General features: G+C 69.5%; 21 protein-coding genes and 3 tRNA genes. 13 read left to right on the top strand and 11 right to left on the bottom strand.

Annotated elements, in window-relative coordinates:
* The first annotated feature begins 159 nt into the window (after window positions 1-159).
* Both ABD240_RS15925 and ABD240_RS15930 read left to right on the top strand, forming a co-directional pair.
* Window positions 160-1,548, top strand: a complete 1,389-nt coding sequence (locus tag ABD240_RS15925; protein ID WP_344338468.1) for a sensor histidine kinase — start codon at window positions 160-162, stop codon at window positions 1,546-1,548.
* Window positions 1,545-2,273: a response regulator gene (locus ABD240_RS15930; protein ID WP_344338471.1), complete on the top strand. Its 729-nt coding sequence runs from the start codon at window positions 1,545-1,547 to the stop codon at window positions 2,271-2,273. Before ABD240_RS15925 ends, ABD240_RS15930 begins: the two co-directional genes overlap by 4 nt.
* Before the next feature lie 31 nt (window positions 2,274-2,304).
* Here ABD240_RS15930 and ABD240_RS15935 read toward each other — a convergent pair whose 3' ends face one another.
* Window positions 2,305-3,216: an alpha/beta hydrolase gene (locus tag ABD240_RS15935; protein ID WP_344338474.1), complete on the bottom strand. Its 912-nt coding sequence runs from the start codon at window positions 3,214-3,216 to the stop codon at window positions 2,305-2,307.
* 256 nt (window positions 3,217-3,472) lie between these two features.
* On the opposite strand from ABD240_RS15935, the gene ABD240_RS15940 reads away from it, so the two are divergent.
* Window positions 3,473-4,093: a class I SAM-dependent methyltransferase gene (locus ABD240_RS15940; RefSeq protein ID WP_344338476.1), complete on the top strand. Its 621-nt coding sequence runs from the start codon at window positions 3,473-3,475 to the stop codon at window positions 4,091-4,093.
* A gap of 85 nt (window positions 4,094-4,178) precedes the next feature.
* On the opposite strand, the gene ABD240_RS15945 is transcribed toward ABD240_RS15940, so the two are convergent.
* The 3 genes from ABD240_RS15945 to ABD240_RS15950 form a co-directional block, all read right to left on the bottom strand.
* The gene (locus ABD240_RS15945; protein WP_344338478.1) at window positions 4,179-4,592 is read right to left on the bottom strand and encodes a histone-like nucleoid-structuring protein Lsr2; all 414 of its coding nucleotides are present in this window, start codon (window positions 4,590-4,592) and stop codon (window positions 4,179-4,181) included.
* Window positions 4,593-4,780: 188 nt separating this feature from the next.
* The gene (locus ABD240_RS17140) at window positions 4,781-4,861 is read right to left on the bottom strand and encodes a hypothetical protein (RefSeq protein ID WP_363316580.1); all 81 of its coding nucleotides are present in this window, start codon (window positions 4,859-4,861) and stop codon (window positions 4,781-4,783) included.
* Between the two features lie 400 nt (window positions 4,862-5,261).
* A tRNA-Pro gene (locus ABD240_RS15950) sits at window positions 5,262-5,335 on the bottom strand.
* A gap of 172 nt (window positions 5,336-5,507) precedes the next feature.
* On the opposite strand from ABD240_RS15950, the gene ABD240_RS15955 reads away from it, so the two are divergent.
* Complete coding sequence (locus ABD240_RS15955) at window positions 5,508-5,990, top strand: TetR family transcriptional regulator (protein WP_344338480.1); 483 nt, start codon at window positions 5,508-5,510, stop codon at window positions 5,988-5,990.
* 30 nt (window positions 5,991-6,020) lie between these two features.
* On the opposite strand, the gene ABD240_RS15960 is transcribed toward ABD240_RS15955, so the two are convergent.
* The 3 genes from ABD240_RS15960 to ABD240_RS15970 all read right to left on the bottom strand — a co-directional run bounded on the left by ABD240_RS15960 (window position 6,021) and on the right by ABD240_RS15970 (window position 7,542).
* On the bottom strand, window positions 6,021-6,410 hold the full coding sequence (locus ABD240_RS15960; protein WP_344338482.1) for an HIT family protein: 390 nt from the start codon (window positions 6,408-6,410) through the stop codon (window positions 6,021-6,023).
* 93 nt (window positions 6,411-6,503) lie between these two features.
* A complete protein-coding gene (locus ABD240_RS15965; protein WP_344338748.1) occupies window positions 6,504-7,025 on the bottom strand; it encodes a redoxin domain-containing protein in 522 nt (173 codons plus the stop codon).
* 79 nt (window positions 7,026-7,104) lie between these two features.
* Window positions 7,105-7,542: a DUF3052 domain-containing protein gene (locus ABD240_RS15970; RefSeq protein WP_291791511.1), complete on the bottom strand. Its 438-nt coding sequence runs from the start codon at window positions 7,540-7,542 to the stop codon at window positions 7,105-7,107.
* A gap of 265 nt (window positions 7,543-7,807) precedes the next feature.
* Here ABD240_RS15970 and aceE point away from each other — a divergent pair, with 265 nt between their 5' ends.
* From aceE to ABD240_RS16000, 6 genes are all read left to right on the top strand, one after another.
* Entirely contained in the window at window positions 7,808-10,576 is a 2,769-nt protein-coding gene (aceE, locus tag ABD240_RS15975; RefSeq protein WP_291791513.1) for a pyruvate dehydrogenase (acetyl-transferring), homodimeric type, read from the top strand.
* Window positions 10,577-10,743: 167 nt separating this feature from the next.
* Window positions 10,744-11,970 carry a PucR family transcriptional regulator gene (locus ABD240_RS15980; protein WP_291791514.1) on the top strand — a complete coding sequence of 409 codons (1,227 nt, stop codon included), beginning with the start codon at window positions 10,744-10,746 and terminating at the stop codon, window positions 11,968-11,970.
* Window positions 11,971-12,019: 49 nt separating this feature from the next.
* The gene (locus ABD240_RS15985; protein WP_291791516.1) at window positions 12,020-12,943 is read left to right on the top strand and encodes an ACP S-malonyltransferase; all 924 of its coding nucleotides are present in this window, start codon (window positions 12,020-12,022) and stop codon (window positions 12,941-12,943) included.
* Between the two features lie 46 nt (window positions 12,944-12,989).
* On the top strand, window positions 12,990-13,991 hold the full coding sequence (locus tag ABD240_RS15990; RefSeq protein ID WP_291791517.1) for a beta-ketoacyl-ACP synthase III: 1,002 nt from the start codon (window positions 12,990-12,992) through the stop codon (window positions 13,989-13,991).
* Window positions 13,992-14,131: 140 nt separating this feature from the next.
* The gene (locus ABD240_RS15995) at window positions 14,132-14,383 is read left to right on the top strand and encodes an acyl carrier protein (RefSeq protein ID WP_291791520.1); all 252 of its coding nucleotides are present in this window, start codon (window positions 14,132-14,134) and stop codon (window positions 14,381-14,383) included.
* 78 nt (window positions 14,384-14,461) lie between these two features.
* Entirely contained in the window at window positions 14,462-15,721 is a 1,260-nt protein-coding gene (locus ABD240_RS16000; protein ID WP_344338488.1) for a beta-ketoacyl-[acyl-carrier-protein] synthase family protein, read from the top strand.
* Window positions 15,722-15,807: 86 nt separating this feature from the next.
* Here the strand turns inward: ABD240_RS16000 and ABD240_RS16005 are convergent, their stop codons facing one another.
* The 3 genes from ABD240_RS16005 to ABD240_RS16015 form a co-directional block, all read right to left on the bottom strand.
* Window positions 15,808-17,070 carry a glycosyltransferase gene (locus tag ABD240_RS16005; protein ID WP_486303409.1) on the bottom strand — a complete coding sequence of 421 codons (1,263 nt, stop codon included), beginning with the start codon at window positions 17,068-17,070 and terminating at the stop codon, window positions 15,808-15,810.
* Window positions 17,057-18,022: a DMT family transporter gene (locus ABD240_RS16010; protein WP_344338490.1), complete on the bottom strand. Its 966-nt coding sequence runs from the start codon at window positions 18,020-18,022 to the stop codon at window positions 17,057-17,059. Before ABD240_RS16010 ends, ABD240_RS16005 begins: the two co-directional genes overlap by 14 nt.
* 98 nt (window positions 18,023-18,120) lie before the next feature.
* Entirely contained in the window at window positions 18,121-18,543 is a 423-nt protein-coding gene (locus ABD240_RS16015) for a ChaB family protein (protein ID WP_344338492.1), read from the bottom strand.
* Window positions 18,544-18,804: 261 nt separating this feature from the next.
* On the opposite strand from ABD240_RS16015, the gene ABD240_RS16020 reads away from it, so the two are divergent.
* Window positions 18,805-18,877 (top strand) — tRNA-Asn (locus ABD240_RS16020).
* Between the two features lie 85 nt (window positions 18,878-18,962).
* Window positions 18,963-19,035, top strand: a tRNA-Asn gene (locus ABD240_RS16025).
* 109 nt (window positions 19,036-19,144) lie between these two features.
* Here ABD240_RS16025 and gluQRS read toward each other — a convergent pair.
* On the bottom strand, window positions 19,145-20,065 hold the full coding sequence (gluQRS, locus tag ABD240_RS16030) for a tRNA glutamyl-Q(34) synthetase GluQRS (protein WP_344338494.1): 921 nt from the start codon (window positions 20,063-20,065) through the stop codon (window positions 19,145-19,147).
* Window positions 20,066-20,173: 108 nt separating this feature from the next.
* Here gluQRS and ABD240_RS16035 point away from each other — a divergent pair, with 108 nt between their 5' ends.
* A complete protein-coding gene (locus ABD240_RS16035) occupies window positions 20,174-21,718 on the top strand; it encodes an MFS transporter (RefSeq protein WP_344338496.1) in 1,545 nt (514 codons plus the stop codon).
* The last annotated feature ends 50 nt before the right edge of the window (window positions 21,719-21,768 follow it).

Raw genomic sequence — 21,768 nt, forward strand, 5'->3', positions numbered from 1 at the left:
GGGAGGCTCCGGCAGATGCGGAGGCGGTGGACCGGATGCGGACATGTCTTCACTCCTTCGTGGGACTCCGCGCAGACGACGATGTCGATGCGCGGCCGTGTGGAATACCGTCGACTAGGATGCAACGGCCCGCCATGTGGGAAGGTGCCCGGAGGATTTGTGCTCATTGATGCACACGGATCGATGTGCCTGGCCCGGTCACGTGTGGGACGGACGGACGCCGGCACGGCAGAGGGGAAGGTGGTGACGCACGTGGCTGCGGACAGGAGAACCTCCTTCTCGCGCTTCCTGCTGCTCCTCGTGCCCCCGCTCCTCGTCCTCGTGTGCGTGGGGGCCGTCACCGCGATCGCGATGGAGGTGCAGAGGCAGAGCATCCGGGACGCGGCCTCCGCGCGGGTGGTCGACGTGGCCGCAGGCTTCGCCGAACTCGAGCAGGTGCGCAGCGTCCTGCAGGAGCTGGAGGATCCCCACGACCGCGCCGAACGCACCGGAGCGACCCAGGAGCTGCAACCGCTCGCGAGCCTCGTCGAACGCTCCTCCGGGGTGGACTACGTCGTCGTCATCGACCCGGCGGGCCTGCGCCTCACGCACCCGGACCCGGAGGAGCGGGGGCGGCCCGTCTCGACCGACAGCTCCCGCGTGCTGGCCGGTGAGAGGGTCGTGGAGGTGAGGACGGGGACGATCGGCCGGACGCTCCGCGCCAAACTCCCGGTCCGGAACGCGCAGGGCGAAGTGATCGGCGCGGTCTCCGCGGGCATGTTCGAGTCGAGGATGACCCAGGACGTCGAGGAGGCCCTGCGGACGCTGCTGCCGTGGACCGCGGGCGCCCTCGTGGTCGGGCTGGCGCTGAGCACCCTCATGTCCGCGTCCATCCGACGCCGGTTCCACTTGCACGACGAGGCCGCCCGCGAGGTCGACCGCCTGGAACGGACGAGTGGAGCCCTGCGCGAACAGGCGCATGAGTTCGACACCCGCCTCCACGTGGTGCGCGGGCTGGTGGCCCACGGCGACATCGCCGAGGCGCTCGAGTACATCGACTCCTCGGTGTCCGTCACCTCCGCGTCTGCGGACGAGGCCTCCGCGGGGCAGCCGGTGCTGCGGGCGACGCTGGAGGCGCTGCGGGCCGAACTCGACGTGCTCGGCGCGAGCCTGGAGACGTCGATCGACGTCGTCTCCCGCGTCGACGAAACGGTCCTGCTCGTCGTGGCGAACCTCTGCCGGAACGCCGGCGAGGCGGGGGCCGGACGCGTCCGCTGCGCCCTGCAGGAGGCCGACGGGGTCTTCCACGGGGAGGTCGCGGACGACGGCGACGGCATCGACCTGCGCCAGCGGCACTCCCTGTTCGTCCGCGGCTTCACGTCGAAGCCCGATCGGACCGGTACGGGACGGGGCATCGGTCTCGCGATGGTGCGGCGCACCGTGGCGGAGAGGGGCGGCACGATCGAGGTCGGGACCTCCGAGCTGGGAGGTGCGCGCTTCGCCTTCGACATGCGCGTCGAGGAGACCGCCGCCGGGGCGGACGAGACACGGGAGAGGAGCCGGTCATGACTGAGCCGTCGCACCCCGCAGGGGCCGACCGTCCGCTGCGTCTCCTCATCGTCGACGACGACCCGGGGGCGCGGGCCCTGCACGCCCGGTTCGCCGCGGGGCTCCGGGACTTCGTCGTCGCGGACATCGTCGCCACGGGGGCGCAGGCGATCACCAGGGCGGGGCGCGGCGACATCGACCTCGTCCTCCTCGATCTGCGCCTGCCGGACGTGAGCGGCATCGAGGTGCTCCACAGGCTGCGAACGCTCACCTCCGGATCCCCGGACGTCATGGTCATCAGCTCGTCGCAGGACCGCATCACGGTGCGTCAGGCCCTCGCCGGCAGGGTCGCGGGCTACCTCGTGAAGCCATTCACGTACGAGGTGTTCGCGGAGCGGCTCGCCGTCTACCGGGAGGAGCACAGGCACGCATCGGCGGAACCCGTGCGGGAGACGGAGTTCGGGCAGGAGGAGATCGACCGCATGCTCGCACCGAGGCCTCCGCAGCAGGAGGCGGCCACTCACCTGCCGAAGGGGATCTCCGCCGTGACGCTCGCAAAGGTCATGGAGGCGCTCGACCCCGCTCAGTCCCGCTCCGCGGCCGAGGTCGCCCGGCGGTGCGAGCTCTCCCGGGCGACCGCGCGGCGATACCTCGACCACCTCGTGAGCACGGGGACGGTCGACCTCGCGCACCGCTACGGGAAGAGGGGACGCCCCGAGGTCCTCTACCGGCTCGTGCCCGGCTGAGCGGGACGCGGACCCCGGCGATCCCGAGCGCTCAGGCCGTCCGGGGGTAGCAGGTGCGGGCGAACAGGCGGTATGCGTCGACGCAGCCCGTCTCGTGGTCCTCGCCCTGGACGATCTGCGCCGTGAGGCTGTATCCCGGCACCGGCCGGCTCCTCACCAGGGAGAAGAACCTGATGTTCTCGACGGCGAGCTGGTGGTACATGGGAAGGGGCCCGAACACCTCGCCCGTCCCCAGGGTGAGCAGCACCGTCTGCTCGCGGACCCCGGAGTCTCCCGCACGCGCCGCGAACTCACGGTAGGCATCGAAGACGGTGCTGTCAGGGACGAGGATGCCGGGGCTCGCGGCACCGAAGCGGGTGAGCGTTCGCGCATGCATCGAGGCGTAGAGGGCGAAGAGCCCGCCGTAGGAGAACCCGAAGACACCGGCCCCCTCGTCCCCCACGGCGTAGTGCTCCCTGATGTGCGGATGGAGCTCTCCCTCCAGGAAGTCGAGGAAGCGATCGGCATGGGGGTTCTCCATGAGCACGGCGAACTGGTGCGCCAGCTCCTCCGACGCGAACGTCTCGCCGATGTAGTCGCGCATGAAGTCCGGCATTGGCTCCCCCGGCGGCACCAGGTCGCGGTTCCGGAGCGCCAGCGCATCGATCTGCTCGTCGACGTACCCGATGTTGACCTGGAGGAACGGGGCGACGGCGCGCATGCCCTCCGGACCGGTGAGGCCCCGGTGCATCTTCTCGTAGAGGCCTCCCTGCCACTGCGCGTCGAGCGCGTAGACGACCGGGATCGCGGGCCAGTCCGGATCGTAGCCGCTCGGCAGTGAGACCGAGATGCCGAGCCTGCCGCCGATCGTGGGCGACTCGACCTCGAAGTACTCGGTCTCGAGCTGGGCGATGCGGCTGCCGAAGCCGCCTGGCACGCGATCCGTGAGTTCAGGCCTCACCATGGCCCCGAGTCAACCACGCGGGACTCCTGAATGTGTAGTGACCACTAGGTTTTCACGAGGCGGAGCCGGTGCGTACCCTCGGTCGACTTGCACTTGCAGCTCCCGGCGGCGCGCCCCATTGAGACATGCACTCCGCACTGGTAATTGGTTGAGATGAGAGATCACAACACGCCCAGTCAGACCGCATTCTTCTCCGCAGCAGCTCGCGCCGCACACAAGCACGTGGATGCACCGCCCCACCTTCTGATCGACGACGATGCTGAAGCACTCTGCCGGAGCTGATCAGCTCCTCATTGTCGGCGCTGGACTCGACACGACCCATCTCCGGCTTCCGGCGCGCAGCCGAACGCACACCTGGACGCTCGACAAGCCTGGCGTCCTCGCATGGCGCCAGCAGGTCTTCGCAGAGGCGGAAGTCGGTGACAGCACAACACATATCCCGCTCGACCTCACCGACGGCCTCGGGGCAGGTGACCTTCAGGGCTGCGGACTCGATCTCGAAGCTCCAGTGGTGATTGTGTGGTTGGGCGTGAGCATGTACCTCGACCCACACGACCTGCGCCAGTTCCTCGCCGACCTCGCAGGACTCGCACCCGGCTCGACACTCATCTTCGACTACCACCTGGGGAAGAACAGGCGAGACGAAGCGGGGAACGCGTACGCCTCTGCAGTGGCCTCAACAGCCGGCCGCGGTGGCGAACCGTGGCGTACGGCAGCCTCTCCCCACCAGATGCACTCATGGCTGAACGCAGCCGGCTGGCACGTCGACGACGATCGAGACGAAGCAGATGCGGCCCCGTACGAATTCTGGAAAAGGCAACCGCACCTTCGCCCTATGGAACTCGTCCGCCTCGTGACGGCACATCTGGCCCACTGACACGGGAGAGGGCGGTGTGCATTCACCGACGAACGCACACCGCCCTCTCACTCGCACCTGCAGGCGAGCCGGCAGAGGCCGGCCCTCAGTTCCCCGAGGGCCGGCCGGCGTCCTCCCACTCCTTGAGCAGCGCAGCCTTGATCCTGCCCCGATCGCTGACCTCGTACCCGCGCAGCTTCAGCCACTGACGCGCATCAGCGAGCTCCTCACGGGAATACCCACTGCCGGACGACTGCGATGCCCGCTCACGCGCCGGTGCCGCAGCCGCAGATGCCTTCCTCGCGACTGCGAGATACGGCTCCAGCGCCTCACGCAGCTTCGCATCCTCCGCCTCGGTGAGATCGATCTCGTACCGCCGATCATCCAGACCGAAAGCCACGGTCCGGACATCCTCTCCACTCGCACCGGAAATATCGGAAACGAACGTTTCAACCACCTGACGAGCCACGGAGTTCCTTCCAGTCGCATTCATGTACCCCGGAGAACATACCATGAACATGCATTTCCCAATAGAGCGGCGCGAACGTCATTCGACCGCGATTGCCGCCTGAGGGAAACGGGCACGTCCTCGACGCCTCACATGGGTTCTCCCTGTCCGGGTCCGTCGTGATCAGCACGTGGATGCCATTGGGCATATCTGTGACGATGCTGCTCTTCGCCTCAGCCCGCAGATCCCCAGTCGCACACTCAACCAACCTCACCCGAAGAGTCTGGGATCACCAGAAGGATATCCACAATAGGCCTCGCCGCCAGACCGGCCACGGACATGGAACCGATCTGCAGCGGCCGAGAACCGAGCGCATCTCAAACGGAAAGGACGGTCCTCCTCCACTCCGAACAACAGATGCCCATCCGGAAATGGACAAGCCTCGCAACACACCGCAATCTTTCGCACACATGATCTGCAGGTGCCCCATCCGCTCAAAGCAGTGCTCCTGCCCTCCGACACCTTCACTCAGCGCCGGAACTCGATGACCTCATGCGCACATGGTCCTTCTCACGCGCCCGAGCACCTTCAGCCGGAGGCTCCGCCACCCCACTGAAACCGTGGGGGTCCCTATGGGGTCCCCGCCACCCCACCATCGGCACGCTCCCCCACCGGCCCGCACACACGACAAAGCCCCGCTCGCCCAGTGTTTTCGCGGGCGAGCGGGGCTTTCACAATCTGTCGGGATAGCGGGATTCGAACCCACGACCTCCTCGTCCCGAACGAGGCGCGCTACCAAGCTGCGCTATATCCCGGTATTCACTTCTCGCTGCCCGCTCCGCACTCCCTGAGCGCTTCTGGAAGCCGTCCCGGAGGCTGTCTCCCTCGCTGGGCAACGAGAAGTACTCTAGCCCATCCGCGGCGCTTTGCAAATCCGAGCGCGGCGCTAAGGTGGCAGCACACCCCCGCGCGGCACAAGGAGTTCGGATGGCCCTCACGGTCGACACGGTTGCGGACACCGCACTGCGGATCCTCTCCGACTTCGGCCTCGGCGACCTCACGATGCGCCGGCTGGCGCGGGAACTGGGGGTGCAGCCCTCCGCCCTCTACTGGCACGTGGCGGACAAGCAGTCCCTCTTCGTGCTCCTCGCGGAGCGCATCTCCGCAGAGGCGGAGGCTGCCGCACGCCCTGCCGAGACCGACCACAGTGCGAGGATCCTCACATTCCGCGAGGTGCTGCTCCGCTACCGGGAGAGCGCGGAGATCGTGATCCTGGCCTACTCCGTGAGCGGGGCGCAGGTGCTCCCCGCGGGGCTGCGCGAGCTGGAGCCCGGACTGCGGGAGCAGATCGTCGCGTTCGTCCTGGGCGCGGTGGCGGTGGAACAGAGCCGCGCCATGCTCGCCCGAGCCCCGGAACCCACCGCCGCGCAGTCCTTCCGCGCAGGACTGGACGCGCTGCTCGGGGCGTGAGGCCCCGTCCGCGCTCACAGCGATCTGCGCTCACAGCGCCGCGCGCAGCTTCTCCCCCACTGTCCTGAGCTCCTCCGGACCGGCCGCCGCACGCGTCGACGGGTCGAAGTTCTTCAGCGAGGTCGTCGGCCAGACGTGGATGTGGGTGTGGGGAACCTCATACCCCTGGATCATGAGGCCCACCTTCTCGCAGTCGAACACGGAGGACTGCGCCGCACCGATCCTCTTCGCCACGGCGAAGAGATGCGCCGCAAGGTCGTCGTCGAGATCGATCCAGTGGTCCACCTCCACCCGAGGCACCACGAGGGTGTGCCCGGGCGTCATGGGCTGCACGTCCAGGAACGCCACGCACCGCTCGTCCTCGTAGACGAACTCGCCGGGGATCTCGTGCTCGATGATCTTGGTGAACAGGGTCGTCATCGCCGCTCTCTGCCTTTCGCCGCGCATTCGCGCCGTGCCTTCCTCGCACGGCTGTCTCCGGTGTTGCGGGTCACAGAGGACCCGAGGGACAGACTACTGCCCCTCGCCCTCGGCCCAAGACTCCTCCGTGCCCTCCGCAGCGGACAGCAGGACGGAGAAGTCGCGTCGGCTGCCGAAGTCCGCGCTGATCACCTGCGTGACGGTGCCCGAGGCGTCCGCGAGCAGCGCTGTGCGGTGGGGACCGCCTCGGGCGCGGTCCATCACCCCCAGCGCCTCCGCCAGCCGCCCGTGCGGCCAGAAGTCGCTCAGCAGAGCGACGGCGTCCCAGTCCTCGCCTAGCTCCTGCTCCGCCCACGCGCGCAGGGTGTACTTGGTGTCGCACGAGACGACCACGGGACGCACGCCGGCCGCCCGCAGCCGCGGAGCGAGCGCTGCGAGTTCCGCGAGCTCGGAGGAGCAGACCGGCGTGAAGGCGTAGGGCACGAAGGCCAACAGCAGTCTCTCCCCCTCTGCCCCGTCCGCCCGGTCGGCCTCCCCGGTCCCCGCCGGGGACAGAAGCGGAACGTCCTCCCCGGTGTGTGCGGGGAGGACGAGGCGGGGGACGGTGCGACCCAGAAGGTCAGGGCGCGGTGCATCGGCATGCGCGGTGCGGGCAGCGGCATCAGATCCGCCGCCCGCACCGCTGCGCCCGAGGTCAGTCGTAGTTCTTCCTCCCCAGCAGGAGGCACGCGGACCAGTCCGGCACGGTGCTCACGGTGCGGGTGACGTGCATGCCGGCCGTGGGCGCGGCATCGGAGATGTCGACGGGACGGATGTGACCAGGACGGTTCGCCTTGGGCGTGAGGAGCCAGATGAAGCCTCCGTCCGCCAGGGTCGTCTGGGCGTCGACGATGGCATCGGTGAGGTCCGGGTCGTCGGCCCTCCACCACATGAGGATCGCGTCGAACACCTCATCCACGTCCTCGTCGGCCATCTCCTCGCCGATCACCGCCTCGATGGACTCGCGCAGATCGAAGTCGACGTCCTCGTCGTAACCGATCTCCTGGACGTACTGGCCCGGCTTGAAGTCGAGCGCGGCAGCGGCGGAGGCAGCGGAGTCCCGTGTATTCCTCTCTGAGGCAGAAGTGCTCATGCAACCATTCTCCACACGCTTGGCACCGCCGGGCAAACGACGCGCGGAAATCCGGCGCGCCGTTCCCGCGCAGTCCCGCACATTGCACCGCGAGTCGAAGAACACATCGGCCGATCACTCCCCGTTCCCGCGGGGACCGGCCGGAGCCCATATGCTGGAACCATCCGTACGCGGAGCGGGCGGCGTCCACATTCATGCGCGCCGGCCGGTCCGCATGTGCTGAAGACCCAAGAGCAGCACGTGAAACTTCGTGAGGAGGACTGCCGTGCCCGACAACCCCAGAGGACCCATCCTCAACGGGCTTCCGAGCCAGGTTCCGGACATCGATCCGGAAGAGACGCAGGAATGGTTGGAGTCCCTCGACTCCCTCATCGCCGAGGCAGGACCTGCCCGCGCCCGCTATGTCATGCTCAGCCTCCTGGAGAAGGCCCGCATGTCCAATGTGGGCGTGCCCAGCCTGACCGCGACCGACTACATCAACACCATCAGCCCCGAGGCGGAGCCCTGGTTCCCCGGCGATGAGGCCGTCGAGCGCACCTACCGCCGCTGGAACCGCTGGAACGCCGCGATGCTCGTGCACCGCTCGCAGCGGCCCGGCATCGAGGTGGGCGGCCACATCTCCACCTACGCCGGTGCCGCCACACTGTACGAGGTGGGCCTCAACCACTTCTTCCGCGGCAAGGACCACCCGGGCGGCGGCGACCACGTCTTCTTCCAAGGCCACGCCTCCCCCGGCATGTACGCCCGCGCCTATCTCGAGGGCCGGCTGAGCGAGGACCAGCTCGACGGCTTCCGGCAGCAGGCCAGCCACGTGGTCAACGGGAAGAACCTGGGTATGCCCTCGTACCCGCACCCCCGCCAGATGCCGGACTTCTGGGAGCACCCCACCGTCTCCATGGGCCTCGGCCCCATGAACGCGATCGCGCAGGCGCAGTTCGACAAGTACCTCCACAACCGCGGCATCAAGGACACCTCGCAGCAGCACACCTGGGCCTTCCTCGGCGACGGCGAGCTGGACGAGCCGGAGAGCCGCGGCATGCTGCACGTCGCGGCGAACGAGGAGCTCGACAACCTCACCTTCGTCATCAACTGCAATCTGCAGCGTCTCGACGGCCCGGTGCGCGGCAACGGCAAGATCATCCAGGAGCTCGAGGCGTTCTTCCGGGGCGCCGGCTGGAACGTCATCAAGGTGGTCTGGGGCCGCGAGTGGGACGCCCTCCTGGCCAAGGACCGCGACGGCGCACTGATCAACCTCATGAACCAGACGCCGGACGGCGACTACCAGACCTACAAGGCGGAGAACGGCGGCTTCGTCCGCGACAACTTCTTCGGCCGTGACCCCCGCACCAAGGCCCTGGTGGAGGACTACACGGACGAGCAGATCTGGAACCTCAAGCGCGGCGGCCACGACTACCGCAAGGTCTACGCCGCCTACCGCGCGGCCATGGCCCACACCGGCCAGCCCACCGTGGTGCTCGTGAAGACCGTGAAGGGCTACTCGCTCGGCCCCACGTTCGAGGCCCGCAACGCCACGCACCAGATGAAGAAGATGACGCTCGAGGACCTCAAGCTGGCCCGCGACCACTTCTCCATCCCGATCACGGACAAGCAGCTCGAGGAGAACCCGAAGAAGCCGCCGTACTACCACCCCGGCGAGGACGACCCGGCGATCCAGTACCTGCAGGAGCGCCGCGCCAAGCTGGGCGGGTACGTGCCGGAGCGCCGGTCGAAGTACACGCAGATCTCCCTGCCCGGCGACAAGGCCTACGCCGTCGCCAAGCGCGGCTCGGGCCACCAGGAGATCGCCACGACGATGGGCTTCGTGCGCGTGCTCAAGGACCTCATGCGGGACAAGGAGTTCGGCAAGCGGATCGTGCCGATCATCCCGGACGAGGCCCGCACCTTCGGCATGGACTCGTTCTTCCCCACCGCGAAGATCTACAACCCGCACGGACAGAACTACATCTCCGTGGACCGCGACCTCTTTCTCGCGTACAAGGAGTCCCCGCAGGGCCAGCTGCTCCATGTGGGCATCAACGAGGCCGGCGCCACCTCCGCCCTCACGGCGGTGGGCACGTCCTACGCCACCCACGGCGAGCCGATGATCCCGTTCTACATCTTCTACTCGATGTTCGGGTTCCAGCGCACCGGCGACGCCTTCTGGGCAGCCGGCGACCAGATGGCCCGCGGCTTCGTCATGGGCGCCACCGCCGGTCGCACCACGCTCACCGGCGAGGGGCTGCAGCACGGCGACGGCCATTCCCCGCTGCTCGCCTCGACCTACCCCTCGGTGGTCTCCTACGACCCCGCCTACGTCTACGAGGTCGGCCACATCGTGCGCGCCGGCATCGAGCGGATGTACGGCCAGGACCCGGAGAACCCGGCGCTCGACCCCAATGTGCTCTACTACATCACCCTGTACAACGAGCCCATGTCGCAGCCGGCGGAGCCGGAGGACCTGGACGTCGACGGTCTGCTGCGCGGCATCTACAAGCTGGCCGACGGCCCGGACAACGGCGGGCCCAAGGTCCAGCTCCTCGCCTCCGGTGTGGCGGTCGCCTGGGCGCTCGAGGCCCAGCGGATGCTGGACGAGGACTGGGGCGTGAGCGCGGACGTCTGGTCCGTCACCTCCTGGTCGGAGCTCCGCCGCGACGGTCTCGCCGCGGACGAGGAGCGCCTGCTCGATCCCAATGGAGACGCCCGTCAGCCGTACATCACCCAGGTCCTCGGTGAGGCCGAGGGGCCGGTCGTGGCGACGAGCGACTACATGCGCGCCGTCCAGGACCAGATCCGGCAGTACGTGCCCGGCCACTTCACCTCGCTGGGCGCCGACGGCTACGCGATCTCGGACACTCGTCCGGCCGCGCGCCGCAAGTTCCTCATCGACGGCGCCTCCATGACCGTCCAGGCGCTCATCAGCCTGGCGGACACCGGCGCGATCGACATCTCGAAGGCCGCCGAGGCCGCCGAGCGCTACCAGCTCGACGACCCCACGGCCGGCACCTCCGGTTCGCTGGAGGGCGGCGCGGCCTGAGCGGCAGCGCACCCCCGCCGGGCCCGAGACCGCGGTGACCTCCCCACGGAGGCCGCCGCGGCCTCGGGCCCGGTCTGCGTCTGCATCGCCACTTCGACTGTGCGGTCTCACCAATAGTTGTCGTGTCGCTACAAGATCCTCGTGCTCCGGACGGTAGGGTGAGCGCTATGTCGCAGCAGCAGACCGCCCCCGCACCCGCCGCAGAGCTCCGCGGACGGGCCGAGACCGTCCGCAGGCTCAAGGCCGGCCAGGCGCAGCTCGCCAAGCTCACCGTCCAGCAGCTGGACGCGCAGCTGCCCTGGTACCGCAGCATGGAGCCCGCGGACCGGCAGTGGGTCTCCGTGGTGGCCACCTCCGGCATCTCCTCCTTCGTGGACTGGTACCGGGACCCGCAGACTCCTCTGCGCATGGTCCTCGACATCTTCCGCTCCGCACCCCGCGAACTCGTGCGCGCCGTCTCGCTCCAGCAGACCCTCCAGCTGCTGCGCGTGGTGGTGCAGGTGGTCGAGGAGCGCGTCCCGGACCTGGCGCGCGCCCCGGAGCAGGCCGAGCTCAAGGACGCGGTCCTCGTCTACTCCCGGGAGATCGCCTTCGCCGCGGCGGACGTCTACGCCCGGGCGGCCGAGGCCCGCGGCAGCTGGGACGCCCGTCTGGAGGCGATGGTGGTCGACGCCCTCGTCCGCGGCGACTCGGTCGACGAGCTCGCCAGCCGCTCCGCTGCCTTCGGCTGGCAGTCCCAGGGGCAGGTGGCCGTGGTGCTGGGGCGGGCGCCGCGCCGCTCGGCGCACAAGAGCATCGACGAGATCCGCCGTGCCGCGCGGAAGTGGGCCGAGGACGTGCTCGTGGGCATCCACGACGACCGCCTGCTCATCGTGCTGGGCGGTGCCGAGGACGTGGACCAGGCCGCAGAGGCCCTCTCCCACTTCTACGGACCCTCCCACGTGGTGGTCGGACCGGTCGTCGCCTCGCTCGCCGAGGCCGGCACCTCCGCCGCCTCCGCGCTCTGGGCGCTGCGCACCGCCTCCGCCTGGCAGTCCACGCCGCGGCCCGTCCACGCGGACGCGCTGCTGCCGGAGCGCGCGATCGCCGGCGACGAGGCCGCGGTGGACGCGCTCATCGACCGGTACCACGCACCGCTCGCCGCGGGCAGCGGCAATCTGCTCGAGACGGTCGCCTCCTACCTGGACCACGGCGGATCGCTCGAGGCGACGGGCCGGGCGCTGCAGGTCCACCCCAACACTGTCCGGTACCGGCTGAAGAAGATCACGGAGCTCGTGGGCCTCGATCCCACGCAGCCCCGGCCGTCGTTCGTGATACGCATAGCCTTGGTGTTCGGCCGACTGTCAGCTGTCGGTCAGTTATCGAGCGGCCACAAACAGACCCCCGGCAGCTGACAGCTGTCGTAGTGTGCACAACCGAATCGACTGATGGGAAGACATACTCGTGCTCGTGACAGCATGCCCTGGACAGGGCGCCCAGAAGGCCGGGTTCCTCAGCTCCTGGCTGGAACTGCCCGGCTTCGCCTCCGCCCTCGGGGAGCTCGCAGAGGCCTCCGGCATCGACCTCGTGACCCACGGCACCGTCTCCGACGACGCCACGATCACCGACACCGCTCTCGCACAGCCGCTGCTCGTGGCGGCGGCGATCGCCTCCTACCGTGAGATCTTCATCGAGGCCGGTCTGGCCACGGACCTCGTCGCCGGGCACAGTGTGGGCGAGATCGGCGCCGCGCAGATCGCCGGCATCCTCTCCCCCACTGACGCGATGGCCCTCGTGCAGGTGCGCGGTGCGGCGATGGCCGCGGCCGCTGCCGCGGAGCCCTCCGGCATGGCCGCCGTGGTCGGCGGGGATCCCGAGCAGGTGCTCGCCGCCATCGCCGAGGCCGGCCTGGAGCCGGCCAACGTCAACGGCGGGGGCCAGACCGTGGCCGCCGGCTCCAAGGACGCGATCGCGGCGTTCGCGGAGAACCCGCCGGAGCGTGCCCGGGTGATCCCGCTCAAGGTCGCAGGCGCCTTCCACACCTCGTACATGGGCTCCGCCACGCAGGCGGTCTCCGAGGCCGCGGCCTCGATCACGCCCGCGGACCCCTCCCTCCCCATCCTCACCAACTCCGACGGCACGCGCGTGGAATCGGGGCAGGCGTACCTGGACCTCCTCGTGAGCCAGGTGACCAGCCCGGTCCGCTGGGACCTCTGCCAGGCCACTCTGCTGGAGGCCGGCGTCACCGGCATCCTCGAGCTCGTGCCCGGCGGCACGCTCACCGGCCTCGCCAAGCGCGCCATGAAGGGCGTGGAGGTCTTCGCCGTGAAGAGCGCAGCGGACGTCGAGGGCGCACGCGAGTTCGTCCGGGCACACACGAGCGCCTGAGCCCACCGCACGCCGGGCTCCCAGGCATCATCCGAGAGGAAATCCCATGACCACACTGAAGACACCCGAGGCCGGACGCTTCTCCCGCATCACGGGGATCGGCGGCTGCCGGTCCGAGCACGCGGTCCCCAACGAGGCCCTCGTGGGCCCGATCGACTCGTCCGACGAGTGGATCAGGCAGAGGACGGGCATCATCACCCGGCACCGGGCGGGTGCGGACGTGAGCGTCGCCGACATGGCCGAGGAGGCCGCGGTCGAGGCGATCGCGAACGCCGGCCTCAAGCCCTCGGACATCGGCGGCATCCTGCTCGCCACGGTCACCACCGGCATCCCGACGCCGTCCGCGGCCGCGCTGCTCACGGAGAAGCTGGGCACCGGCCCGGTGCCGGCCTGGGACATCTCCGCGGCCTGCGCCGGCTACTGCTACGGCATCGCGCAGGCGGACGCGCTCGTGCGCTCCGGCACGATGGACAACATCCTCGTGATCGGCGCGGAGAAGCTCTCCGACTTCGTCGACCCCACGGACCGCTCCATCTCGTTCCTCCTCGGCGACGGAGCCGGCGCGGTCGTCGTCTCCGCCTCGGACACCCCCGGCATTGCTGCGAGCGTGTGGGGCTCCAAGGGCGAGAACTGGGAGACCATCCGCCTCACCAACTCCTTCATCGAGATGAAGGACGACCCCGAGGCGCCGTTCCCCACCCTCCGCCAGGACGGTCCGTCCGTGTTCCGGTGGGCCGTGTGGGAGATGGCGGAGGTCGCCCAGCAGGCCCTCGACGCCGCCGGCATCACCGCCGCGGACCTGTCCGCGTTCATTCCGCACCAGGCCAACATGCGGATCATCGACGAGCTCGCCAAGCAGCTGAAGCTCCCGGAGTCGGTGCAGATCGGGCGTGACATCGCGGACAACGGCAACACCTCGGCCGCTTCCATCCCGCTCGCCACCGAGCGCCTGCTCCGTGAGAATCCGGAGCTGCACGGCAAGCTGGCCCTCCAGATCGGGTTCGGCGCAGGGCTGGTCTACGGCGCACAGGTCGTCGTCCTCCCCTGAGCTTCCCTGACGACGCGCACGCGATGACGTAAGATCAGCGCGGGATCGTCGTCGAATCACGTTTCCTGCCCACTCGGGCGTGCGCGCTCCGCACTGCGGGGCCGCCTGCCCGGCGGACACTATGAGAGAAGGAAAGACACATGGCACACAGCGAAGCTGACGTCCTCGCAGGACTCGCAGAGATCGTCAACGAGGAGACCGGCCTGGAGACCTCGGCCGTCGAGGGCTCCAAGTCGTTCACCGACGACCTGGACATCGACTCGATCTCCATGATGACCATCGTCGTCAACGCCGAGAAGAAGTTCGGCGTGAAGATCCCGGACGACGACGTCAAGGACCTCGTCACCGTCCAGGACGCCGTCGACTACATCGTCAAGGCACAGCAGGCCTGAGCTCCCGACCGTCGGCGGGGTCGGGCGACCCTCGGCCCCGCTGCGGACACCCCCTTCGATTCGACGAGGTTTCACACCATGAGTTCCACTGTCGTCGTCACAGGCCTCGGCGCCGTGACGCCCCTCGGCGCTACTGCCGCAGAGACCTGGCAGGCAGCGCTTGCCGGCACCCCCGGCGCGCACACCCTCGACAACGACTGGGCAGAGAAGTACGAGATCCCCGTCGACTTCGCTGCGACCGTTCCGGCCGAATTCACCGCCGACAAGCTGAAGAAGGTCGAGGCCAAGCGCCTAGACCCCTCCAGCCGCTTCGCACTCGTCAGCGCCCGTGAGGCGCTCGCGGACGCCGGCCTCCGCAGCGAGGACGGCACCTCGGACCTCGATCCGGAGCGCACCTCCGTCTCCTGGGCGACCGGGATCGGCGGAGTCTGGACGCTGCTCGACGCCTGGGACACCCTCCGTGAGGAGGGCTCGCGCCGCGTCATGCCGCTCACCGTGCCCATGCTCATGCCCAACGGCCCCGCCGCGGCGATCGGCATGGACATCGCGGCGCGCGCCGGCGTCCAGACGGTGGTCTCCGCCTGCGCCTCGTCCACCGAGAGCCTGGGGCAGGCCTACGAGATGATCTCCTCCGGCCGCGCGGACGTCGTGGTCGCAGGCGGCTCCGAATCCGCGATCCATCCCATCACCCTGGCCGCGTTCTCCTCGATGCGCGCGCTCTCGCGCCGCACCGACTCCCCGGAGACGGCTTCCCGCCCCTACGACGTGGACCGCGACGGCTTCGTCATGGGTGAGGGCTCCGGAGCCGTCGTCCTCGAGTCCGAGGAGCACGCCCGGGCCCGCGGCGCGCGCGTCTACGCGCAGCTGGCCGGCTGGGGCCTGTCGAACGACTCGCACCACATCACCGCGAACGAGCCCGAGGGCGTGCACGCTCTGCGCGCCATGCGGCTCGCCCTCCAGCAGGGCGGCCTCGAACCCGGCGACCTCGCCCACGTGAATGCGCATGCGACCTCCACCCCGGTGGGAGACATTCCCGAGTCGATCGCGATCAACCAGCTGCTGGGCGGCCACGTGGACTCCGCGCTGGTCTCCGGCACCAAGTCAATGACCGGCCACCTGCTGGGCGGTGCCGGGGCCGTGGAGGCGATCTTCACGATCCTCGCCCTCCACAACCGCCTCGCTCCCCCGACGATCAACATCAGTGAGGTGGACCCCAAGGTCAACCTCAACATCGTCCGGGACACCCCTGCGGAGCTCCCGGCCGGTGACCTCGCCGCACTGTCGAACTCCTTCGGGTTCGGCGGGCACAACGCGGTGGTGGCGTTCAAGACCGCCTGAACCGCTCACGCCCTGCGCAGCTGCGCGAAAGAGGTGTGCAGGAGCGCACCCGGGCAGGCGCACCGCGGAGCACCGTGGACTGAGGCTCAGCTCGCGGAGCGCTCGGCGATGACCTCGCGGTAGATCTCCTCGAACCGGGTGATGGTGCGGCGGATGTCGTGCGCCTTCACCAGTTCGCGGGAGGCCTCCTGCATGAGGGCGTACTCCTCCGGAGGCGCCGCGACCACAGCCGTGAGCTTCGCCGCCAGATCCGCCGCGTCCAGCGGCCGGAACAGATGGCCGTTGACCCCGTCGCGCACCAGGTGCGGCAGGGCGACGGCGTCGGCGAGCACCACGGGCAGTCCGGAGGCCAGCGCCTCCAGGGTGGCGATGGACTGGAGCTCGGCCGTCGAGGGCATGCAGAAGCACGTCGCCTCGGCGAACTCACGCCGCAGCTGCGCATCGTCCACCTTCCCGAGCACGTGCACCCTGTCTCCCACACCTCGGGCACGGGCGAGCTCCGCGAGCGGCTCCGCCTGGTCCCCTTCGCCCACGATCCGCGCGTGCAGCCTCAGCCCCGGGTCCATGAGCGCGAGCGCCTCGACGATGGTCTCGGGATGCTTCTCCTGCGAGAGCCTGCCCACGAACAGCACGGAGGGCTCGGCCGGTGCACGGCCGGACGCCTCGGCCTCCTCCGCCCGCGCCCGCGCCTGCGCATGGGCCTGGTCGAAGGCCTCGAGGTCGATCCCGCAGCTCACCGCCTCGATCGGACGGTCGAAGCCGTTCTGGGTGAGGAGATCGCTGGCCAGCTGTGTGGGCACGGTGATGCGGTCCGCACGCTGGAAGCGGGCCCGCAGGTCCTTCCAGGCCAGCGCGGTGGCGCCGTCGAGGACGGGCCTGGGAGCGCGGACGTACGGGCGGACGTTGTCCGGCATGAAGTGGTTGGTCGCGACCACGGGGATGTTCCGCTCCTCCGCGAGGGAGAAGGCGAAGCGCCCCAGCACGAAATGCGCCTGTGTGTGCACCACGTCCGGGTCGATGACGTCCAGCAGGCGCGCCAGCTCGGGCCGGGTCTCCCAGGGCAGGCAGATCATCCACGTGGGGTGCAGCGGCCAGTGATGCGATCGCACCCGGTGCACGCGCACGCTGTCCTCGTCGCGGGTGCTGGGGAAACCGGAGGCCGAGGGGGCGATGACGTGCACCTCGTGCCCCCGGGCCGCGAGACCGCCGGCCAGACGGGTGGCGAAGGTCGCCGCCCCGTTGATCTCCGGCGGGTACGTCTCCGCGGCGACGACGATGCGCAGGGGGCGGAGATCCGCACGGGTGCGCGGCTCCGCGCCTGGGGCGGGGCGGGGATCATGGGCGTGCAGGATCGGACACCTCTTCCGGGGGTGTGGAACGGGGCGCGCCGTCGGAGGACGGGGAGCCGTGCTTGAGGGCGGAGCGGCGGCGCTCGGCCTCGACCGCATCAGGATGATAGCGGGACAGGATGAAGACGGCGAAGCATGCGAGCGCGCCGCAGACCAGCATCACCGCCAGTGAGAGCGCGGTGGCGCCCTCCGCCTCGCCGAGCACCAGGATGCCCAGCAGCACCGCGACGATCGGATCGATCACGGTGAGACCGGCGATGACCATCTCCGGCGGTCCCGAGGCGTAGGCGGCCTGGACGAACCAGGAGCCGACCAGGCCGGAGGCGGCCAGCGCGGCCGCGTTCCACCAGGGGATGTCTCCCAGCGTCGCCAGGGTGATGCCCTCCTGGACCACCGTGGCGCTGACGACGTGGACGTTGGTGGCGCAGAAGGCGAAGAGCATGCCCGCGCCGGAGATGAGCACGAGCTGGCGGGGGCGCCGCCACACGAGCATGAACAGTGCCCCGGCACCGGCCCCGGTGAGGCCGATGACGGTGAGGATGACGGCCTCGGTCCCGGTCATGGGAGTGGTGGTGGCGATGAGGGCCGAGGCGATGACGAACCCGAGCACCCCGCACGCGCAGGCGATCACGGCACGGATGAGCTTGCCGTCCACGGCGAGTCCGCGATGAAGCACGCCCAGCCCCACGGACAGGACGAGGGAGATCGCACCGACCGGCTGGACCACCATCACCGGCGCGAGCGACAGCGCGACGACGTTGGCGAGCATCCCCGCGCCCAGGGTGAGCAGGCCCAGCAGCCACGGCGCTGAGCGCAGCAGCGGCAGGAGGGCGCGCAGGCGCAGCGCCCCGGGGGACGCACCGAGCGCGCTCACGCCCCTGTGCTGGAGCAGCGCGCCGTAGGCAAGAGAGACGGCCGAGAGAAGGGCTAGGCCGATGGCGATCGCGGTCATCACCGGTCAGACTACTGACTCTCGCCGTGCACCGCCTGACAGCAGCCCCGACCGTGGCCGAAAGGTGACTCATGCCATGTGGAACGCACATGCCGGACTCAGCCGGTGCGGCGTTTCCTCGTTCTCCTGTCGTTCTCCTTCCGGAGCGCCTCAACGAGCTCCTCCTTGTTCATCGTGGAGCGGCCGGAGATGTCCAGCTCACGCGCGAGGCCGAGGAGGTGCTCCTTGGTGGCGTTGGCGTCGACTCCGCCGGCGGTCGTCCTCTCGGTGTCCTTCCCGCCCTCCGCCTGCGCGTCAGAAGGACCGGAGTGGTCCTTGGGCCGCCATCGGTCCCCCACCTTCTCGTGGGTGTGCTTGAGTGCGGCCCAGGCGGCCCTGTGCGCCCGGTCCTCCTCGCCGTACTGGTCCATCGCGGAATCGTAGGCCTTTGCGAACGTTCTCTGCGCGAGTGCGTCCGAACGCTGCAGAGTGGCAGGCAGCTCGTCCTTGCGGGCCTTACCGGACTTCGTCGTCTTGGGCATGGTGCGGGCCTCCTCGTGTCGCGTGGCGGACCTGATGGACGGTGCCCCGACCGCGGTGCGGGCGGGACCGCCGCAGCGCCTCTCCCTCCTGTGGCAGTCTCGCGGAGAGACGCTTCTCCTCACGGAGACACCGCCAGGGTAACGCCGCGGACGCCTACGCGCAGTGCGTCTCCTCACATTCACCGGTGCCGGGCGGGCGTGAGTGGCGGGGTGCTGTGCCCACTGCTATATTGGTCTCTCGTGTTCAGCAATGAGCACCAGTCCTCCGTAGCTCAGTTGGCAGAGCATTCGACTGTTAATCGAAGGGTCGCTGGTTCGAGCCCAGCCGGGGGAGCGCTCGGGAAGCCGCATGCATGTGGTCCCGTGCAGTACAGCGCGGTTCGCGCGCAAAGTGAATACACATCCGTTCGCGGATGCAGTCCTCCGTAGCTCAGTTGGCAGAGCATTCGACTGTTAATCGAAGGGTCGCTGGTTCGAGCCCAGCCGGGGGAGCATCGCAGAAGGGCCCCGTCCTCTGGACGGGGCCCTTCTCGTCGCCGTTCTGCCGGCCGAGCGCTCGGATCGCCGAGCGCCGCCGCACCCGGTCCGCCCGTTCACATTCCTACCGACCAGTACTCGGGTCGAACACCGTGGGCTCATGCCGCATGCGCGCCGGGTCGAAGGACTCCAGCGCTTCATCCAGACCCGTCCAGGGCCCGAACCCCAGCGACTCCCCCATCCACGCCCACAGGTCGAACCCCGTCCCCGCGAGCTGCTCGAGGGTGACGGCACCGTCCCGCTTGGCCAGCCGCTGCCCCGTGGGGCCCAGTACCAGCGGGACGTGCACGTACTGCGGCACGGACAGATCCAGCAGGCCGGCGAGGTAGGCCTGACGGGGCGCAGACGAGGCGAGGTCATCCCCGCGCACCACCTGATCGACACCCATCGCCGCATCGTCCACGACCACGGCGAGGTTGTAGGCCCACACCCCGTCACCGCGGCGCAACACCAGATCGTCCACGTGCGCGGAGACCTCTCCCAGGACCACGTCGTCGACGCGGCACTCCGCGCCGTCGGAGCGCAGCCTCAGCGCGGGCGTCCGTCCCTGCGCCGCGAGGCGGGCCCGGGCCTCGGTCCGCTGCTGTTCGCCGAGGTCGCGGCAGGTGCCCGGGTAGGCGCCGGGAGGTGCATGAGGAGCAGAGGGTGCGGCGAGGATGTCCTTCCGCGAGCAGTAGCACTCGTAGACCAGACCGCCTTCCCGCAGCCGCTCACAGGCCGCGGCATATGCCGCCGTGCGCCGCGACTGATCCACCACCTCGCCGTCGATCCGCACGCCCAGGGCCAGGAACTGCTCCCGCTGTCGTTCGGCAGCCCCCGCTCGCACCCGGTCCAGGTCCTCGTTGCGCCAGAGGAAGCGGCGACCGGTGCGCCGCGCCCACAGATAGGCGAGGATCCCGGTGCGCACATTGCCGATGTGGAGATCGCCGCTGGGCGAGGGAGCGAACCGCCCCGCGCCATCCGCCCCATTCGAATCTGCCCGCATGCTGCCAAGCCTAGCCACAGGTGCAGATGCGGCGCGGAGCGGCCCGGCCAGGAGGCTGCCGCACCCCTGCGATTGCCCTTCCTCCGCGCCAGGAGTAGAACTGCAGGGGTGACCTCCCACTCCAGCGCCTCCCCTGAACCCGCACCGGACGCCTCCTCCACCGGCTTCACCTCCGAGCAGAAGAAGATCCTGCTGGTCTCCTTCGTCGTCGCCTTCCTCTCCCTGCTGAGCGTCTCCATCGTCAACGTGGTCATCCCGGCCATCGAGTCCTCCATCAGTGCGAGCCCCGCCGCACTCCAGTGGATCCTCTCCGGTTACGCGCTGGCCTTCGGCGTGGTGCTCGTGGCCGCGGGCCGGGCCGGCGACATCTTCGGCAGAGGCCGGCTCTTCGTCATCGGTCTGCTCATGTTCGGTCTCGGCTCCCTGTGTGCGGGGTTCTCCACGGACGCGCTGTGGCTCAACCTCTCCCGCGTCCTCATGGGGCTGGGCTCCGGCTTCCTCAACCCGCAGGTCACCGGGCTCATCCAGCAGTACTTCCGGGGCGCGCAGCGCGGCCAGGCGTTCGGACTCTTCGGCGGCGTGATCGGCGTCTCCGTAGCTGTCGGTCCCGTGCTGGGAGGCATCCTCGTCGCGGTGCTCGGGGACGAATGGGGCTGGCGGTCCGCCTTCCTCATCAACGTCCCCTTCGTGATCCTCGGTCTCGTGGGGGCGTTCCTCTGGCTGCCGAGCAGCGCCTGGAGACCCACCTCGGGCACCGTCGCCACCGGTGCGGCCGGTGCCACAGGTGCGGCCGGTGAGGGCGCCGGAAGCCCGGCACCTGACCGCCGCAGACTCGCCGATCTGGACCCCGTGGGCGTCGTCCTGCTGAGCGCGGGCATCCTCCTGGTCATGCTGCCCTTCGTGGAGCGCGAGGTGGGACCCGTCATCTGGGCGGCACTGGGCCTCGGTGCGGTCTTCGTGCTCATCTGGGTGTGGTGGGAGCGCCGCTTCGCGCGCACGGGCAGGGAGCCCATGGTGGACCTCACGCTGTTCCGGACCCGCAGCTTCGCCAACGGCGCCGTCATCATCACCGTCTACTTCCTCGGCATGACGAGCATCTGGGTGGTCCTCGCGCTCTGGATGCAGCAGGGCCTCGGCCACTCCGCCCTCGCCGCCGGCATGATCGGCCTGCCCTCGGCCGTGGTCAGCGCCGTCCTCTCCCCCATCGCCGGCCGCCACGTCACCCGTGTGGGCAGGGTGATGGTCCTCTGGGGGATCCTGCTCGCACTCGCCGGACTGGTGCTCTCCGGCGCCGCGGTGCTCCTCCACTACTCGACGGGTCTGAGCGAATGGTGGCTGCTGGGCACGCTTGCGATCCTGGGAGCCGGCCAGGCGTTCGTGGTCGGCCCCAATCAGACGCTCACCCTCGCCGAGGTGCCGCTGCGCTACGCCGGCTCCGCCGGCGGAGTGCTCCAGACCGGTCAGCGCGTGGGCACCTCGATCGGCATCGCGATGATCACCGGGATCGTCTTCGCCACCGTCGCGGCGACCGGCTGGGAGGTCGCGTTCGCCACCGGCCTGGGCGTCATCGCCGTGGTCATCGCCGTCGCGGGAGCGGTCGCCGTCGCAGACCTCGCGCGCAGTAGGAGGGCGAGGGGGCGGCGCGATTCCTGAAAGGCCGCCATGAGACAATCGGCCTGCAGGCGACCGAAAGGGAGAACAGC

It is taken from the genome of Brevibacterium salitolerans, assembly GCF_039531405.1.
Classification (GTDB): domain Bacteria; phylum Actinomycetota; class Actinomycetes; order Actinomycetales; family Brevibacteriaceae; genus Brevibacterium; species Brevibacterium salitolerans.

What these genes read in the sequence shown, in the direction of transcription:
- ABD240_RS15930 (WP_344338471.1), top strand. Translation starts at nt 1,545, where the DNA reads ATGACTGAGCCGTCGCACCCCGCAGGGGCCGACCGTCCGCTGCGTCTC.
- ABD240_RS15935 (WP_344338474.1), bottom strand. Translation starts at nt 3,216, where the DNA reads ATGGTGAGGCCTGAACTCACGGATCGCGTGCCAGGCGGCTTCGGCAGC.
- ABD240_RS15940 (WP_344338476.1), top strand. Translation starts at nt 3,473, where the DNA reads ATGCTGAAGCACTCTGCCGGAGCTGATCAGCTCCTCATTGTCGGCGCT.
- ABD240_RS15945 (WP_344338478.1), bottom strand. Translation starts at nt 4,592, where the DNA reads ATGTTCATGGTATGTTCTCCGGGGTACATGAATGCGACTGGAAGGAAC.
- ABD240_RS17140 (WP_363316580.1), bottom strand. Translation starts at nt 4,861, where the DNA reads ATGTCCGTGGCCGGTCTGGCGGCGAGGCCTATTGTGGATATCCTTCTG.
- ABD240_RS15955 (WP_344338480.1), top strand. Translation starts at nt 5,508, where the DNA reads ATGGCCCTCACGGTCGACACGGTTGCGGACACCGCACTGCGGATCCTC.
- ABD240_RS15960 (WP_344338482.1), bottom strand. Translation starts at nt 6,410, where the DNA reads ATGACGACCCTGTTCACCAAGATCATCGAGCACGAGATCCCCGGCGAG.
- ABD240_RS15970 (WP_291791511.1), bottom strand. Translation starts at nt 7,542, where the DNA reads ATGAGCACTTCTGCCTCAGAGAGGAATACACGGGACTCCGCTGCCTCC.
- ABD240_RS15980 (WP_291791514.1), top strand. Translation starts at nt 10,744, where the DNA reads ATGTCGCAGCAGCAGACCGCCCCCGCACCCGCCGCAGAGCTCCGCGGA.
- ABD240_RS15990 (WP_291791517.1), top strand. Translation starts at nt 12,990, where the DNA reads ATGACCACACTGAAGACACCCGAGGCCGGACGCTTCTCCCGCATCACG.
- ABD240_RS15995 (WP_291791520.1), top strand. Translation starts at nt 14,132, where the DNA reads ATGGCACACAGCGAAGCTGACGTCCTCGCAGGACTCGCAGAGATCGTC.
- ABD240_RS16000 (WP_344338488.1), top strand. Translation starts at nt 14,462, where the DNA reads ATGAGTTCCACTGTCGTCGTCACAGGCCTCGGCGCCGTGACGCCCCTC.
- ABD240_RS16010 (WP_344338490.1), bottom strand. Translation starts at nt 18,022, where the DNA reads ATGACCGCGATCGCCATCGGCCTAGCCCTTCTCTCGGCCGTCTCTCTT.
- ABD240_RS16015 (WP_344338492.1), bottom strand. Translation starts at nt 18,543, where the DNA reads ATGCCCAAGACGACGAAGTCCGGTAAGGCCCGCAAGGACGAGCTGCCT.
- gluQRS (WP_344338494.1), bottom strand. Translation starts at nt 20,065, where the DNA reads ATGCGGGCAGATTCGAATGGGGCGGATGGCGCGGGGCGGTTCGCTCCC.